7 protein-coding genes are annotated in these 17834 nt (G+C 53.9%); 5 read left to right on the top strand and 2 right to left on the bottom strand.

Annotated elements, in window-relative coordinates:
- Positions 1-88: 88 nt before the first annotated feature.
- On the bottom strand, positions 89-2668 hold the full coding sequence (gene mutS, locus B2067_RS05655; RefSeq protein WP_301387751.1) for a DNA mismatch repair protein MutS: 2580 nt from the start codon (positions 2666-2668) through the stop codon (positions 89-91).
- Between the two features lie 399 nt (positions 2669-3067).
- On the opposite strand from mutS, the gene B2067_RS05650 reads away from it, so the two are divergent.
- The 5 genes from B2067_RS05650 (at position 3068) to B2067_RS05630 (ending at position 16373) form a co-directional block, all read left to right on the top strand.
- Complete coding sequence (locus tag B2067_RS05650; RefSeq protein WP_301387750.1) at positions 3068-12955, top strand: Ig-like domain-containing protein; 9888 nt, start codon at positions 3068-3070, stop codon at positions 12953-12955.
- Positions 12956-13048: 93 nt separating this feature from the next.
- A complete protein-coding gene (locus B2067_RS05645) occupies positions 13049-13534 on the top strand; it encodes a CinA family protein (protein WP_301387749.1) in 486 nt (161 codons plus the stop codon).
- A gap of 150 nt (positions 13535-13684) precedes the next feature.
- Positions 13685-14716 (top strand): recombinase RecA, encoded by a 1032-nt coding sequence (gene recA / locus B2067_RS05640; RefSeq protein WP_301387747.1) that lies wholly within the window; start codon positions 13685-13687, stop codon positions 14714-14716.
- Entirely contained in the window at positions 14697-15179 is a 483-nt protein-coding gene (locus B2067_RS05635; RefSeq protein WP_273091624.1) for a regulatory protein RecX, read from the top strand. The genes recA and B2067_RS05635 overlap by 20 nt, the downstream gene beginning before the upstream one ends.
- A 153-nt stretch (positions 15180-15332) precedes the next feature.
- Positions 15333-16373 carry an AraC family transcriptional regulator gene (locus tag B2067_RS05630; protein WP_301387746.1) on the top strand — a complete coding sequence of 347 codons (1041 nt, stop codon included), beginning with the start codon at positions 15333-15335 and terminating at the stop codon, positions 16371-16373.
- Here the strand turns inward: B2067_RS05630 and B2067_RS05625 are convergent.
- On the bottom strand, positions 16345-17631 hold the full coding sequence (locus tag B2067_RS05625) for an NAD(P)/FAD-dependent oxidoreductase (RefSeq protein ID WP_301387745.1): 1287 nt from the start codon (positions 17629-17631) through the stop codon (positions 16345-16347). The two genes, B2067_RS05630 and B2067_RS05625, sit on opposite strands and share 29 nt — an antisense overlap.
- Positions 17632-17834: the final 203 nt, after the last annotated feature.

Below are 17834 nucleotides of genomic sequence, written 5' to 3'. Positions count from 1 at the left end.
GGTCAGGCAAGGCACCGGGTCTTCTTTTGTTGGGGAAAATTCGGGAGACACCGTTCGGTTATACCGAACAATGCTCCGTCTTTATCCTCTATATCAGGTCCTTGAGTGAATAGACCAGCTCCAGTGCCTGGCGTGGGGTCAGGTCATCTGGATTCACCTTAGCGAGTGCCTCTTCGGCTGGTCCCGGCCCACTTGCGAACAGGTCCGATTGCATCGGCGCTGGTTCACTACTGCGCCCGGTTTTTAACGTCGCGACAGGCGTAACCGGACTCGTCTGTTGCTCAAGTTGCGACAGTTGGTGACGGGCATTGGTGATCACGGCGGGAGGAACCCCCGCTAGCTGCGCAACCTGCAAACCGTAACTCTGGTTGGCCGGGCCTTCTTCGACGCTGTGCAGAAAAATGATGCGCTCATCATGCTCGGTGGCTTTCAGGTGAACATTAATCGCATTGTTGTATTGCTCTGGCAGAGCGGTCATTTCGAAGTAATGCGTCGCGAACAGCGTAAAGGCTTCGGTATTTTCGGCGAGGTGTGCAGCCGCCGCCCAGGCCAGCGACAGGCCATCAAAGGTTGAGGTACCGCGCCCGACTTCATCCATCAATACCAGACTGTCACGCGTCGCGTTATGCAGGATGTTGGCGGTTTCAGTCATTTCCACCATAAAGGTTGAGCGACCACCGGCGACATCGTCGGCCGAGCCCATACGGGTGAAAATACGGTCGATGGGTCCGAGCTTGCAGAACTCAGCCGGTACGTAAGAGCCGATGTGTGCCAGTAAAGTGATGAGAGCCACCTGGCGCATATAGGTCGATTTACCGCCCATGTTCGGGCCGGTAATGATTTGCATGCGGCGTTCGACATCCAGGCAGGTATCGTTGGCGACAAACGGGTCGGTGATCAGTGATTCGACCACCGGATGACGGCCCTGACGGATATCGACGACACTCTCATCAACCAGTTCAGGTGCATTGAAGCGCAGCGTTTCTGCACGCTCAGCGAGGCAGGTGAGTACATCCAGTTCGGACAAGGCTGCTGCCGCTACTTGCAGTGGAATCAGGTCTTCGGCCAGATCCGTCAGCAGGGCATCGTAGAGCATTTTTTCTCTGCTCAGTGCGCGTGCTTTGGCGCTCAGTGCTTTGTCTTCGAACTCTTTCAGTTCTGGGGTGATAAACCGCTCGGCGTTTTTGAGTGTCTGGCGGCGGATATACTCAGTTGGTGCTGATTCGGACTGAGCCTTGCTGATCTCAATGTAGTAACCGTGTACGCGATTGTAGCCAACCTTGAGGGTACTGATACCCGTCCGCTCACGCTCACGCTCTTCCAGTTTTACCAGGTAGTCGCCTGCGTTTTCACTGAGGGAACGCAACTCATTGAGTTCGGCGTCGTAGCCTTCTGCGATCACGCCCCCGTCACGAATGACGACCGGAGGGTTGTCGATAATCGCCGCTTGTAAGCGGCTGACCCATTCTGGAAATTCGGGCGCCCGCTCACAGATATCTGCCCCCAGAGGAGCTTCCAGCTCGGACAGGCGCTGGCGGATGTCGGGAATAACCGCAAGGGCATCACGCAGCCGCGCAAGGTCACGGGGGCGGGCGGAGCCCAGAGCCACACGAGAGAGAATACGCTCAATATCACCGACCTGCTTCAGATGCAGGTGCAGGTCTTCATGCGCGTATTGTTGCAGGCATTGTGCGATCAGGTTCTGGCGCAGCCTCAGAATAGAATGGTCGCGCAGCGGGCGGTTCAGCCAGCGGCGTAACAGACGGCTGCCCATGGCTGTCGCGGTTTTGTCGAGCACCCACGCGAGCGTGTAGAGGCCGTCGCCTTTCTGGTTGATGTCGATTTCCAGATTACGGCGGCTGGCAGGATCAATGATGATGGCGTCGTCAGGTTGCTCTACCGTTAAGGAGCGAATGTGGGGCAGGCTGTTGCGTTGTGTTTCCTGCGCATAGTTGAGCAGGGCGCCTGCGGCACGGATCGCTGTTTTCATCCCTTCGCAGCCAAAGCCGCGCAGATCGCGGGTTTTTAACTGAGTTGTCAACAGGCGCAATGCTGTATCTGACTCATAGTGCCATGGTGCTTGCTGTGTGGCACCGGCACGGTTGGCAATCGCATCCGGAAAAATCTGATCTTCTGGCAACAGTAATTCTGCGGGTCTAAGGCGCTCAACTTCTGCCAGCAGAGCATCTTCCCCATCCACCTCAAAGACACTGAAACGGCCGGATGAAATCTCAAGAACGGCGATCCCGTGGCGTTGCTGGTGAGAGCACACAGATACAAGCAGGTTGTCCTGGTGCTCATCGAGCAGGGCTTCGTCGGTTAGTGTGCCGGGCGTTAGTATGCGCACGACTTTTCGTTCTACAGGGCCCTTGCTGGTGGCCGGGTCGCCTACCTGTTCGGCGATAGCAACTGAGACCCCGTTTTTAACCAATTTGGCGATGTAGTTTTCTGCTGCGTGAAATGGCACACCGGCCATTGGAATGGGCTGCCCACCGCTTTGCCCGCGAGCGGTCAGCGTAATATCGAGGATCTGTGCGGCACGCTTGGCGTCATCGTAGAATAGCTCGTAGAAATCGCCCATACGGTAAAACAGCAAGGTGTCCGGAAATTCAGACTTAATCTTGAAGTACTGCTGCATCATCGGAGTATGTGAAGACGCCTTGCTCATTCCTGTTGTTCCTTGGGCTTGAGGATGAAGGCGGATTGTACGGGAAAGCCTTTTGATTCTGAAATACGTTGGTTGCACACTGCGTCCGATTGACTGTAAATCAGCGGTAAATGCATGTAATGGGAATGTAACTAAATGCGTTTTCAGGTATAAAGACAGTCATCAGAAATCTGTGCCTGTTATGGACTTTAAGTCTGGATGACACACGTTTTACTACGACGGAATCAGATGGTCTGAAATGACAGCTTGTAAAGATGAAGACGGATCATCGCTTTGCCATGACAAGCTACAATTATGGAAATCAAAATAATACCGCCGACCAGATGCTTTTACGTGCATTCGTCAATTCCAGGGATGTTGGCAGTATTCTAATTATTGAGCAATCGAAAGGACCCGTAGATGTCCCGTTTTTTTAAGGCAGGTTGTATCGCCGCGCTGGCGTATGCCTCGTCGCTTCATGCTGAAGAAGTTCTCCCTCTCAGCAATTCTCAAGTAACTGTTGATACGATGGCTGAGTTGCTTTCAGGGCCGGGCGTTCAGATCAGTAATCCGTCTTATATTATCCGTACTGGCGGCTCAAATCAGTCTCAGGCTGGTCAATTCAGCGGGTATGAATTTCTTCTTGGCGACGACTTTGGGCAGGGGGTGATTCTAAGCTCAGGTGATGTTGTTGATGTGCTGGGTCCGAATTCAGCAGCAGATACAGAAACACAGTTTAATACTCGTAGCATTGAAGATTCTGTCTTCGGTGGCCGTGTCTATGATCCAGTCAAGTTTGTGTTTTCAGTTGTCCCGCAAGAAGATGTACTGGTATTGGACTTCATCTTTGGTTCAGAAGAGTACCTGGAATATGTCGGCGCCTTTAACGATGTCGCTAAGATTCTGGTGGACGGTTCGAACTGTGCATTAACACCGGGTGGTGATGAAGTATCCATTAACAATATTCATTCTGATCAGCTGCCATCTCCAGACTCCAGTGACCGCCCTAATAATAACGACGGAATATCTAACTCTGGGCTCTTTCTGGATAACACCGGGGGTGCGTTCGATGTTGAAATGGATGGCTTTACCCGCCGCTTATCCTGTCGTGTCGGAGTGACCCCGGGGCAGGAGGTTGTTGTGACGGCTGGTCTTGCTGACCGCGGCGACGCACGATACGACTCATGGCTTCTTTTCCGCGCCGGCAGTGTCCGTTCTGAACCTGCCACCGATTTTGGCGATGCTCCTGACTCCTACGGTACACTGGCGTCATCTGATGGCGCGTCTCACGTTATTGTCGAGGGCGTCAGACTCGGTTCGGTAGGCGTTTCTGGAGAAAGCGACGGCTTTGTCGACGGGATAGATAATTCACTTGGCGAAGCCTCGGACGACTCGGATAATGCAATCTCATCGGTAACTGCGGTACCGGCGACAGGTTCGCAGTACAATATCACCGTACCTGCAACTTCTATTAATGGGGTTGCATCGAATGTCATTGGTTGGATTGACTTCGATGGTGATGGTGTATTCCAGCCTGATGAAGCTTCTGGCGTTGTAAGTGTTTCCAATAACTCCTACGAGGTTGCGACATCACTGACCTGGTCTGGTCTCAGGTCATCAGTAGATGTTGTTCCAGGCCGCACTTATATGCGCTTACGGATCGCAAACCTCGGGCTGACGGCTGCAACGCCTGCCGGGCAATTGGCAACGGGTGAGGTTGAAGACTACAGAATCGTAATATCTGATGGCCTAGCACCATCAGTGACAGCCATCGCCAGGCAGGAGCCTGCGCAGTCGCTGACTAATTCAAGCTCCGTTACCTTCCGTGTCAGCTTCTCTGAATACATTGAGAACATCGACGCCACTGATTTTGTTGCGTCGTTCGGAACGGTCGCGTCTGTAACATCAGTTTCCGAGACCGTGTTTGATGTTACTGTGTCGGGTATTTCGGGAGCTAACGGTACATTGGCTCTCTCCCTCTCAGACGCTCAGAATATTGTCGATGCTGAGGGCAATGCAGCTTCCGTCACACTCCCTGCGGACGCTGAAACCTACACGCTTGACCAGTCTGCACCGACTGCCCCTGTTCTGTCTGCAATCTCGACAGATACCGGCCTGTCCGGTAGCGACCAGATCACTAACGACCCATCACTGATTTTCTCAGGGATTGCAGAAGCGGGAAGCTCGGTATCCGTTCGTATTGACGGTAACGAGATCGCCACCGTGGTTGCTGACGCCAGTGGCAACTGGTCGTATGACTACTCGGGTACAGACCTGGACGACGGTTCTTACTCAATCACCGCGACGGCTACTGACAATGCGGGCAATACCAGTGTTGAATCTGATTCACTGACTGTCGTCGTCGATACCGTAGCGCCCGCTCCTACTGTGATCACGGGGATCAGTGAGGATACCGGGCGTTCGAACAGTGATGCGCTGACCAAAGATGCTGAGCTGGTGCTGGCAGGGCAGGCTGAGGCGAATCAACGCATATCTGTGTTCGTGGACGGAAACTATACAGGATTCGCGGATACCGACCCGGCTGGCGCATGGACGTACGACCACACATCCGTCAGCCTGAGCGACGGTGAGCATGTTTTCACGGCCGTCGTCTCAGATGCCGCGGGCAATACTTCTACGGCGTCAGCCTACACAGTGACTGTCGACACCGAAGCCTCGGCAGCACCTGTAATCTCGGCGATATCCGATGACACGGGGGCGCCTGGCGACGGTATCACCAGCGACAATACCCTGCGTATTTTCGGTACGGCAGAAGCGCTTGATAGCGTAGTTGTCTCAATCGATGGGAACGAGGTGGTTACTGTTCAAGCGGATGGTAACGGCGATTGGGTATACGACAACCGCGCCACTACTCTGGACGATGGCAACTATGTGGTCACCGCCGTGGCGGTGGATGCGGCAGGCAATGAGTCTGCTGTGTCCGGCAATTACTCCATCACCATTGATACGTCAGGCCCGGCGACCCCAGCCATCACAGGCATCTCGAACGACACTGGTGTTGCTGATGGCATAACAGCTGACGCGACTCTGCTTATCAATGGTAGTGGCGGAGCTGACAGCAGAATTACGGTCTTCCTTGATGGCGCTGCTATCGGAACCACGAATACTACTGCTGCTGGCAGCTGGACGTTTGATTACTCCGACGTAGAGCTTGCTGAAGGCACTTATCAGCTGACGGCGCAGGCAGAAAGTCTCGCAGGACTCACAAGCCCACTGTCTGTGGTTTACCCGCTGATCATTGACCAGACCGCTCCGGATGCGCCGGTTGTGACTTCTGTTTCAGAAGACACGGGCGTAGCAGGCGATCAGGTGACCTCAGACGCGACACTGGTACTCAATGGTACGGCAGAAGCGGGGGCCGATCTCGATATTCGTATTGATGGCGCTCTGGTCGGTATGGTCAAGGCTAATGGTACTGGCGAATGGACGCTTGATTATTCGGATGTTGCTCTGGCGGATGGAACGCATCAGGTTACGGCAATAGCAACAGACACCGCTGGAAATCAGAGTGTTGAGTCTTCTGAGCTGACGCTGATCATTGATACAGAGGCGCCTGACACCCCGATACTGAGCGGTATTCTTGAGGATACCGGTGCGTCAGCCGCCGACGCTGTCACTTCAGATAATGTGGTTGTCTATGTGGGCACCGCCGAAGCGGGCAGCCATGTTGAAATCCTGCTGGATGGCAGTTCACTCGGCTCGACTCAAGCGGATGAATCCGGGCAATGGCAGTTTGATAGTGCGCCGCTGGAATTGGCCGATGGTACCTACCAGGTCATAGCCCGAAGCCGTGACCTCGCTGGGAACGAAACTGACAGTCAGCCGCTGCAATTGGTGATTGATACCACGGCGCCAGTGCCTGCGACGGTCACAGGCATCAGTGAAGATACAGCGACACCGAATGATCGTGTTACGGCGGATAACGAGCTGGTGATTTCCGGTTCTTCGGAGCCATTCAGCGAGATTGAAGTCTTTATCAATGGCATACCGGCTGGGATCGTGTCAGCCGACGACACAGGGCTGTGGCAGCTGGATTACACCGACGTCGCCCTGACGGATGGCGAATATCAAATCACAAATCAGGTCACTGACCTGGCGGGCAATACCGGCGTTGTTTCAGCGCCTGTTCCGATCGAGGTCGATACGACCACGCCAGAAGCGCCTTCCATCACTGGAATTTCAGACGACACAGGTGTCGACAGCACCGACGGCCTGACGTCCGATAATCGCATAGTAATCAGCGGTGAAAGTGAGGCGGGGGCAGAGATTAATATCTACCGCGATGAGAGTCTGATTGGCAACGTTATCGCAAACGCCTCTGGCGAGTGGAGCCTTGATTACGGGCGGACCACGCTGGACGACGGTGAGTATTCATTGACGGCCACAGCGACGGATACCGCAGGAAACTTATCTGGGGTGTCTGAGTCGTTCGGCATTACTATTGATACTCTTGACCCGGCTGAGCTTTCGCTGACTCAGGATGGCACCACCATTGTGGATTACACACCGGAACTCTCCGGTGACGCCGAGGCCGGAACGCTGATCAAAGTGTCTGTGAACGGTAACGAGTATGAAACTACCGCGGATGCTGCGGGTAGCTGGAGTCTTACTGTTACCGATGCGTTGGATAACGGAAGCTATCCAGTGACCGTCGTCTCTGAGGATGGGGCAGGGAATACTCGCGAGATCAGTGGTGAAATCACCATTGAAGTGCTGGTCAGCGCTGACAATTCATCCACCTCTGCAACGCCTTTGTCGGTTGCTGCCGATGGTTCTTCTGCATCAGTAATCACGGTCACTGTCCGCGATACAGCAGGCGATGTCGTTACTGAAGTGCCTGCGGAATTTTCTACAGACCTGGGGACGCTCTCTGCCGTCACTGATCAGGGCAATGGCGTTTACAGCGTCGAACTGACGTCACTGTTCGAGGTGGGCACTGCGACCGTATCCATCACTGCTGCAGGAGAAGCTCTGACACCAGTCATGATCGAGTTCTTTGCTGCCGACGGTGATGGCGATGGCCTGACCGACCTTGATGAAGACAGGAATGGCGATGGCGATCCAACCAACGACGATCTGGACCGCGATGGCACACCAGACTACCTTGATGACGACGATGATGGTGATGGCCGCACGACGGAAGAGGAAGACGTCAACGGTGATGGCGACCCAACGAATGATGACAGCGACGGCGATGGAATCCCTGACTATCTCGACCGTGATGACGACAGTACTGATGGCACCAACGACAGTGACGGCGATGGCATCCCGGATACTGTTGAATGTCCGGACGGAATTCCTTGTCAGGACAGCGATGCGGACGGCACTCCCGACTACATGGATGAGGACGACGACAACGATGGCATCTCTTCTGCTGAAGAAGGCGGCGATCGTGATACCGATGCAGATGGAGTGCCGGACTTCCGTGATGAAGACGACGACAACGATGGCATCCTGACACGCGACGAAGATCTGAACGACGACGGTGACTTCATCAACGACGATCAGGACGGGGATGGCATACCAGCCTATCTTGATCCGAATGATGCAGATGACAGCTCAGCAGGTGACAGTGACGATGACGGTATTCCAGATGATATCGAATGCGCTTCCGGTTACCCGTGCACTGACACTGACAGCGATGGTATCCCTGATTTCGCCGACTCCGATGATGATGGCGATGGTATTCCGACTCTGAGCGAAGGTTCAGATCGTGATACCGATGGCGACGCAACCCCGGATTACCTGGATCGTGATGATGATGGCGACGGAATTGCTACAGCTGACGAAGATAACAACACCGATGGCGATGCGAATCCAGCAACGACAGCGGGGCCGGATGCCGATAACGATGGTATCCCAGCGTATCTTGATCCCAACGATAGCCTGACCGCAGCACCGGGCGATGCCGACGATGACGGTATTTCCGACAATCGTGAGTGTTCTTCTGGCCTGCCATGTCGCGACAGTGATAACGATGGCCGTCCGGACTATATGGATTCTGACGACGACAACGACGGGATTCCTACCCGTAGCGAAGGCGCTGAAACGGACTCCGATGGCAATGGTGTCGAAGACTATCTCGATAATGACGATGATGGTGATGGCATCCTCACACGCGATGAAGATGCGGATACGGATCTTGATGGTAATGCAGCAACGAATCCCGGGCCGGATGCGGATAATGATGGCATTCCCGCGTATCTCGATCCTAATGACGGCGAAGCCGGAGTAGGTGATTCGGATGGCGATGGCATTCCGGACAACACCGAGTGTGGCACCGCTCTGCCGTGTCAGGATACGGATTTCGACGGTATTCCAGATTTCCGCGATGAAGACGACGATGGGGACAGCATCCCGACTGCTCAGGAAGCGCCGGGGCGTGATACCGACGGAAATAATATCCCGGATTACCTCGACGCGGATGACGATGGCGATGGCATTCCAACACCGATGGAAGATGCGAACACCGACCTCGATAATAATGCGGCGACCAATGCTGGCCCCGATGCCGACGGTGATGGCATTCCAGCTTATCTCGACGCCAATGACGGTGTAAGCACATCACCGGGTGACGGCGATGGCGACGGGATTCCAGACGGTATTGAGTGTCCGACGGGTATTCCATGTGTTGATCGTGACTTCGATGGCGTCCCGGATTACATGGATGGGGATGATGATGGCGACGGCATACCAACGGCCGACGAAGATGCGGACCTGGATGGTGACGGTAACCCGGCAACTAATCCTGGGCCTGATGGTGACGACGATGGCGTACCTGATTATCTCGACCCTGACAGTACCGATGATGACGGCGATGGCCTGACCAATCTGGAAGAAGACGCCAATGGTGATGGTAATCCGGACAACGATGACCTCGATCGCGACGGAGTTCCTGATTACCTCGACCCTGACGACGATGGTGATGGTCGCACGACGCTGGAAGAAGATCTTAACGGTAACGGCGACCCTCGTGATGACGATGCTGATGGTGACGGCATTCCGGCCTATCTGGACCCGAACGACGAACTGAACGGTTCGCCGGGCGACGCTGACGAAGACGGCATCTTTGACGATATTGAGTGTGACACCGGGTTCCCATGTCGTGATACCGACGGTGATGGTCTGCCTGACTACCTCGATAGTGATGACGACAACGATGGCGTACCAAGCAGTATTGAAGGTTCTGATCGCGATACTGATAACGATGGGATTGCGGACTTCCGCGATGCGGATGACGACGGCGATGGTGTGAACACTCGTAGCGAAGACGACGACACCGATGGCGACGGTAATCCATCGACTCAGGCTGGCCCTGACTTCGATGAGGATACAATCCCCGCGTATCTCGATCCGAACGACAGCGACACCAGCGGTCCGGGCGACAGCGATAATGACACCCTGTCAGATCTGGCCGAGTGTCAGGCTGGAGCACCATGTGAAGACTCTGATCAGGATGGTCAGCCGGACTATAACGACCCGGATGATGATAATGATGGTCGTCTGACTGTTGACGAAGATCCAAACGCGGATGGCAACCCGGCGAACGATGACACCGACGGCGATGGCACCCCGGACTATCTGGATCGCGATGATGATGGCGACGGTATCCCATCCGACGAAGAAGGTAACGGTGATGCCGATAGCGATGGTATTCCGGACTACCTCGACCCGGATGGCAGCACAGCGTCAGGAACCGGTGGCGACTCGGATGGCGATGGTATCAACGATATCACGGAGTGTCCGACTGGTATCCCGTGTCGTGACACTGATGGTGACGGCACACCTGACTACGCGGATGACGACGATGACAACGACGGGCGTCCAACTATTGAAGAAGGGCCAGTTCGCGATACTGACGGTGATGGCATACCGGATTACCGCGATGAAGATGACGATAACGACGGGTTCAACACCATAGACGAGGGCACTGGCGACAGTGACGGCGATGGTATTCCGGATTATCTCGATCCATCCGCGGGTGACTCAGACGAAGATGGGGTGCCTGATGGTGCCGAGTGTCCGGACGGTGTTCCGTGTCGTGATACAGACGCAGATGGTATTCCGGACTATCTCGACGAGGACGACGACGGCGACGGTATTCCTTCAATTGAGGAAGATCTGGGTGCTGATGGTAATCCGGTCAATGATGACACCGATGGTGATGGCCAACCGGATTACCTGGATCGCGATGACGACAACGACGGTGTACCGACGGATGAAGAGTTGGGTCTGGATGCTGATAATGATGGTATTCCTGACTACCTTGATCCGGATGACAGCAATGAAGCCATGACCCCGGACGGCAGTGGTGACAGCGACCGCGATGGCGTCAGTGATGCACGCGAATGTCCGACAGGTCTGCCTTGCCCGGATAGTGATGGCAACGGTGCCCCGGACTATCTGTCCGAGGATGACGACGGTGACGGTATCCCAACGGTAGATGAGGACCGTAACGGCGACGGTGATCCGTTGAACGACGACACCGACAATGACGGACGTCCGGACTACCGTGATCCGGATGACGACGGCGATGGTGTTCCGACCGCAGAAGAAAATGAAGGCGATAGCGACTTTGATGGTATTCCGGATTATCTGGACCCGTCAGGCGGTGACTCGGACCGTGATGGCATCAGTGATGCTGTTGAGTGTCCGGGGCTGATTCTCTGCTGGGACAGCGATGGTGATGATTTGCCGAACTTCCGCGACCCGGACGATGATGGCGATGGCGTTTCGACGGCATTTGAAGATGCAGACGGCGACGGTAATCCTCGTAATGACGATACCGATAATGACGGTATTCCTGATTACCTCGACCCTGATGACGACAACGATGGCATCCTCACCGTCGAAGAAGGTGGCACTGGCGACGTCGATGACGATGGCATTCCTGACTACCGTGATCCGGACAGCAACAATGCTGCTGGCATGCCGGATGGTTCGGGCGACTCGGACGGTGATGGGATCAGTGACCGTCAGGAATGTGGTACCGGCGCTGTGTGTGCGGACTCCGATGGCGATGGTACGCCAGATTACATGCAGGTACCGGATGCCGAACAGGCCCCTGAGCTGGTGGAGAATATCGTACCGGGCAAAGGTGAAGTGAATGCATCACTGCCAGGCCTTGGTAGTCAGAGCTTGCTCTGGGTACTGCTCGGCCTGCCGCTGGTGGTGCTGCGCCGCAGAGCAGAACGGCACAAACGGGCTTTTTTAAAGCCCACAGTGTCTCTGCTGGTTGGTGTGCTCGTGATGTTTGCACCCTTGGTATCACAGGCCTTCGAATCAGAAGAGTCGTATGTTGGGCTGGGGTTGGGCTTCAGTCGCCTGACGCCCGGAACCAGTGATAGCGTATACGATAACGTTGATGAGTCAGGCTTTGGTTTTCAACTTTTCGGTGGTTATCGTCTGAAAGACGACATCTCGGTAGAGCTTCACTACACCGACCTCGGCAACGCGGTTCTTGAAGATGGTGATACAGGAGAAGAGTCGGACTTCGGTTACAGTGCTCTGGGCGCTGCACTACACTGGTATCCTTGGCAAACCAGCTGGAACGGAAAAAATTCCCTGAACGCCTATCTCGAAGCTGGGCTGGCGTCGATTTCAACCGATTCTGACGTTGATTACAGCAAAGAAGCCTCAATGGCTCTGGGGCTGGGGATAGGGATTGAGTACAGCTTTAAAGACAGTTGGGCAGCGCGCATTTCTGGTCAGTCTTTCACCCGGGATGCTCATTTTGTCGGCCTTTCTATAATGAAACGCTTTGGCACCACCGAACCCGTTCCGCAACGCCGACCGGTGGTTAAGCCGCGTCCGCTGCCAAAGCCAGAACCGGTAAAAGCACCGGTGGTCATCATGGCAGACAGCGATGATGATGGTATCGTTGATGATATTGATGATTGTCCGGGTACGCCTTCGGGTATGTCTGTAAATCACCGCGGATGTTCGGTTCTGGATGCCCGGCTTGATGGTGTCTATTTTGCTAGTGGTTCTGCCGAGCTGACCCGTGGCGCAACGCGTACTCTCGAACAGGTCGCAGACACTCTGATGGAGTACCCGGACGCCCGTATCGAGATCGGTGCTTACACGGACTCACTGGGGGCCGCTGCAAACAATCAGCGGCTATCGGAGCGCAGAGCGAATGCAGTGATGCAATATCTGATTGATATGGGAATCAACCCCATGCGCTTAGAAGCCAGAGGTTACGGTGAAGAAGATCCAATCGCCAGTAACGACACCGCACAGGGCCGTGCAGCGAATCGCCGGGTAGAAATCCGGGTGATTAAATAGTCTTCAGTTTACGCGAACGGACATGCCAGTAAGGCATGTCCGCTCTCGCTTCATCTGATATTCTGTGCCTCAGACTTTGACGCAGGAACTATCATGTCCGCCATATCCGATCTTCTTCAGACTCTGGCTACAGAATTGCTCGCTCGCAACCTGAAACTTGTGACGGCAGAATCCTGCACGGGTGGCATGATTGCTGCCGCGTGTACCGATCTGGCCGGGAGTAGTCAGTGGTTTGAATGCGGTTTTGTTACCTACTCGAATACTGCTAAACAGCGTGACCTCGGTGTACCAGCAGAGATATTGAATGCACACGGTGCAGTCAGCGAAGCGACAGTAAAAGCTATGGTGGCAGGTGCAGCCCGCTTTGGGGACGTCAGTATTGCAGTCAGTGGCATTGCCGGGCCAGGTGGAGCCGTCGCGGGTAAACCCGTCGGGACAGTATGGATTGGCTGTGGCAGCGAGGCCGCTCAGAGGGTAAACCTCTTTCAGTTTGATGGTGATCGGGATGCTGTCCGCCAGCAGTCTGTCGCCAAAGCGCTGGAGATGTTATTGGGCTTCGTGAATGACTGCGACCAGTGAAACTCACATGACTGAAAAGTACTGAACAAATAACCAGTGTTTTGTTGACTTTAAAAAACGCTGTGATTAAATACTGGTTAAATCTACAGTAATCAAAGATTGCTGAACAATATTCCTGATTAACGACTGAATACGACCAAGGAACCGACCATGGATCAGAACAAACAGAAAGCTCTGGATGCAGCCCTGGGCCAGATAGAACGCCAGTTCGGTAAAGGCGCCATCATGAAAATGGGTGAGCAACCTCGTGAAGCGATTCCGGCAATCTCCACAGGTTCTTTGAGTCTGGATATTGCGCTTGGCATTGGCGGCCTGCCAATGGGACGTATTGTAGAAATCTACGGTCCGGAGAGTTCCGGTAAAACCACTATGTGTCTGTCTGCCATGGCTCAGGCGCAAAAAGCAGGTAAAACCGTCGCTATTATCGATGCCGAACACGCGTTAGACCCTCTGTATGCCGAAAAGCTGGGTATCGACCTCGATAGCCTGCTGGTCTCACAGCCGGATACTGGCGAGCAGGCATTGGAAATAACGGATAGTCTGGTACGCTCTGGCGCGGTTGATGTCATCGTTGTTGACTCGGTTGCCGCTCTGACGCCAAAAGCCGAGATTGAAGGTGAGATGGGCGACAGCCACGTTGGTCTGCAGGCACGTCTGATGTCTCAGGCGCTGCGTAAAATCACGGGTAATGTTAAGAATGCTAACTGTCTGGTGATCTTCATTAACCAGATCCGTATGAAAATCGGTGTAATGTTCGGCAGCCCTGAGACTACGACTGGCGGTAACGCTTTGAAATTCTACTCTTCTGTTCGCCTGGACATCCGTCGCACGGGTTCAGTGAAACAGGGCGATGAAATCGTCGGTAACGAAACCCGCGTCAAAGTTGTTAAGAATAAGGTATCGCCGCCGTTTAAGCAGGCCGAATTCCAGATCATGTATGGCAAAGGTATTTACCATATGGGTGAAGTGATCGACCTGGGTGTGAAATGTGGCATTGTTGAGAAATCGGGTGCCTGGTACAGCTATCAGGGCGATAAGATCGGCCAGGGTAAAGCGAATGCGTCACAGTATCTGGAGGATCATCCTGAAATGGCTGCTGATATCGAAGGTCAGATCCGTGCGCAGCTTTTGAATGTACCTTCAGAACAACCAGAGTCTGAGGATGCAGAAGCCGAAGCCTGATCCGCTTGATTATGCTGGACTGAAACACGCGGCGGTAGATCTGCTCTCCCGCCGTGATTACTCCCGCCGCGAACTGTGGCGGAAGCTCTCTCCAAAGGCAGCCTCTGCCGACGATCTTGAACAGGTATTAGACGAGCTTGCCGAACGGAAATGGCAGTCTGACGAGCGTTTCGCCTCTATGTTTGTTCGCTCCCGTGCATCACGTGGGGTTGGGCCAGTGCGTCTCAAGCAGGAGTTGCGAGAAAAGGGCGTCGATAGTGAAACAGCCTGTTCTGTGTTTGAAGAATCCGATGAAAACTGGCAGGAAAAGGCGCTTGAAGTGGCCCGGAGAAAGGCTCGCTCTATCGGTTATGATCACCCTGATTTCAAACTGAAGCTCTGGCGCTTTATGTCATATCGCGGCTTCAGCAGCGATCAGATCAGTGCTGCAGTCGATACCTTACTGCGCGAAAGCTCCGAGTAAATAAGTTTATACGCGTAAATTCGTGCCTAACCGGGCAGTGTCGCCTCAGTCTATTGACTCACATGGCGCAGGTACGGAACATTCAAGGCTGGCAGAAAAAGAACAAATGTTAACTGTCTGATTGTTCATAGGATTCGAATGTTGGGGAAGGATATGGCGCCGACTGCTCAGGTCGATATTGTACTGGTACAGCACCTGCTGAATTACTGGAACGGCCGCGGCGTGGATATGAATCAACTATGGCCTATCCTGCGGATAGACCCGGAATTACCACTTCCAAGGTGGGTTGATACAGATCGTGTTGCAGATGCATACGACTTTGTCGCGCGTTTTCTTGATGACGAGTTGCTGGCGTTTGACCTCGGTATCTATATGGCGCGTCGTGAGATGCCACTGCAACGCTTGCTTCGTTGTGCGCCTTCGTTGCGTAAAGGTATCGAGGCGCTGATTCCGTACGTGTATCTGTCGACAGGAAGTCTGCGCTATGAAATTGATTCCTCCCAAAGTGACATAGTATTGATTTCAGTAGAGCGTCATCCTGAAAGGCATGTGTCGCCACTGCAGTTATCTGCTGCCGTGGTTATCATGGCCGGTGTCTGCCGGGATGCGTTAGGCGATAGTTTTGAACCTGAAGACCTCTGTATGCATCTTCCGCAGAGCGAAATTGCCGATGCAGCGAAAGCAGCGGATATCACCGGAATACAGGTTGCTGAGACTGAAGGCTTCTACATGCTTGAGATCAGTCAGGTCGCCTGGAATCGTGATGGACCAGATCCTCAGCCGGTGCTTTTCAAAAGTGTTCAACGTGAGCTGATCCGTCAGGATCAGAGGTTCCGCGAGCATCTGGCGCTTTATTCTGAATTAAAAGATATTCTGGAAATGTGCCTGATCCGGAGAAATGTATCCCAGGAGGGGGTCGCTGATCAGTTGGGTATCAGTGTGCGAAATCTCCAACGCCGATTGCGCGCTTTGGGTACAACTTACCAGAACTTATTAGACGAGGCGCGTCAGGGGCTTTCGATGAAGCTCATCTGCGAGGGCGATATGCCGCTCTATGAGGTGGCCTACAAAGTGGGTTATACGGAGCCGAGCGCCTTTTACAAAGCCTTCAGGCGCTGGACAGGTTCAACGCCCGGCGATTACCGCGAGGCGTATCTCTCAACGGTTAATGCAATTTCAACCGAGGACGAATAACTTTATTGATGTGTCCAACCAGGGTAAGCAGCAGGGTATGCCAGTACCCGTGTAATGCTACCTGGTGCAGTCGATAGAGTGACACGTAGACCAGGCGTGCTAAGCGTCCCTCAATCATCATTGAACCTTTGGTCAGGTTCCCCATCAGGCTTCCAACTGTGCTATAGCGGCTCAGGGACACCAGAGAGCCTTTGTCTTTATATACAAACTCAGGCATCGCTTTGCCTTTGTGTCGCGCACTCAGGGCTTTTACCAGATGAGATGACTGTTGATGCGCAGCTTGCGCACGTGGAGGCACAGGCTTACCTGTTGCTTTATCAATAACACTGCAGCAATCGCCAAGTGCAAAAATGCTCTCGTCTTCAGTCTGCAGGCTATTATTCACGACTAACTGGTTTGCACGATTTGTTTCGAGACCGAGTTCTTTCATGAACTCAGGGGCTTTTACGCCTGCTGCCCAGACACGGATAACGGCTGGAATATGTTCGCCCGATTTATTCACAAACCCTGAATCAGTGACTTCAGTGATCATGGTTGAGGTCATGACTTCAACACCGAGTGACTCAAGTTCCCGGGTAGCTGCTGCAGATAACCGTGGCGGAAGAGCCGGTAAAATACGGTCTCCGGCTTCTATTAAGCGAACCTTAAGCTGCTCTGGAGAGACGTTTTTAAGGCCGTATGAGGCCATTACTTCAGCTGTGTTATACAACTCCGCTGATAGTTCCACGCCGGTTGCGCCAGCCCCCACGATAGCGACTTCCAGTGGACGTGGCTCCTCCAGATTGCTGCAGCGCAGGAACTCGTTCAGCAGCAACTTATGGAATCGTTCAGCCTGATCTCTGCTATCCAGGAATATGCAGTTCTGTGCCGCCCCCTGCGTACCAAAGTCGTTCGTTACGCTGCCTAATGCAATAACCAGGGTATCGTAGTCAACGGTACGCTCAGGCAGTACTTCCTTCCCGTCTTCATCAAGCATTGCTTCGAGGACGAGCGACTTTTTCTGACGGTTAAGTCCGCTCATTCGTCCTATCTGAAAATGGAAACCGTGTTTTTTGCCGTGGGCGCGGTAGTTCAGTTCATCGATCCCCGAATCCAGTGCGCCAGTAGCGACTTCGTGCAGTAATGGCTTCCAAAGATGAGTTGGTGTGGCGTCAATTAACACAACCTCGGCTTTTCTCTTTCGACCGAGTTTACGCCCGAGCTGTGTGGCCAGTTCCAGTCCACCTGCGCCACCGCCGACTATGACGATTCGTTGCATGGGGTACTCCCTATAAATGAAATTGGCGGCATTATACGGCGAATCGCACAAAAAGTCGGAAATTTATGGCGGCTTAGAACCCCCTCTCCTTTAGGTCAAAGAGGGGGGAACCTTCCGCACATGAGATGGATCAGGCGGGGTTGGCTTCGAAATGGCCTATGAGGCGAGCAGAAACTTCCGCCGGTTTGTCGTGCGCGAGCCAG

Origin of the sequence: Thalassolituus sp. UBA2590 (assembly GCF_002339775.1) — a bacterium.
Classification (GTDB): domain Bacteria; phylum Pseudomonadota; class Gammaproteobacteria; order Pseudomonadales; family Oceanobacteraceae; genus Thalassolituus.
The sequence above is the reverse complement of the archived record's forward strand: the minus strand, read 5'-3'. Positions and strand labels throughout refer to the sequence as shown.

Bases quoted from the DNA above. Each gene is read 5' to 3' on its own strand.
- mutS (WP_301387751.1), bottom strand. From the start codon at position 2,668: ATGAGCAAGGCGTCTTCACATACTCCGATGATGCAGCAGTACTTCAAG.
- B2067_RS05650 (WP_301387750.1), top strand. From the start codon at position 3,068: ATGTCCCGTTTTTTTAAGGCAGGTTGTATCGCCGCGCTGGCGTATGCC.
- B2067_RS05645 (WP_301387749.1), top strand. From the start codon at position 13,049: ATGTCCGCCATATCCGATCTTCTTCAGACTCTGGCTACAGAATTGCTC.
- recA (WP_301387747.1), top strand. From the start codon at position 13,685: ATGGATCAGAACAAACAGAAAGCTCTGGATGCAGCCCTGGGCCAGATA.
- B2067_RS05635 (WP_273091624.1), top strand. From the start codon at position 14,697: ATGCAGAAGCCGAAGCCTGATCCGCTTGATTATGCTGGACTGAAACAC.
- B2067_RS05630 (WP_301387746.1), top strand. From the start codon at position 15,333: ATGGCGCCGACTGCTCAGGTCGATATTGTACTGGTACAGCACCTGCTG.
- B2067_RS05625 (WP_301387745.1), bottom strand. From the start codon at position 17,631: ATGCAACGAATCGTCATAGTCGGCGGTGGCGCAGGTGGACTGGAACTG.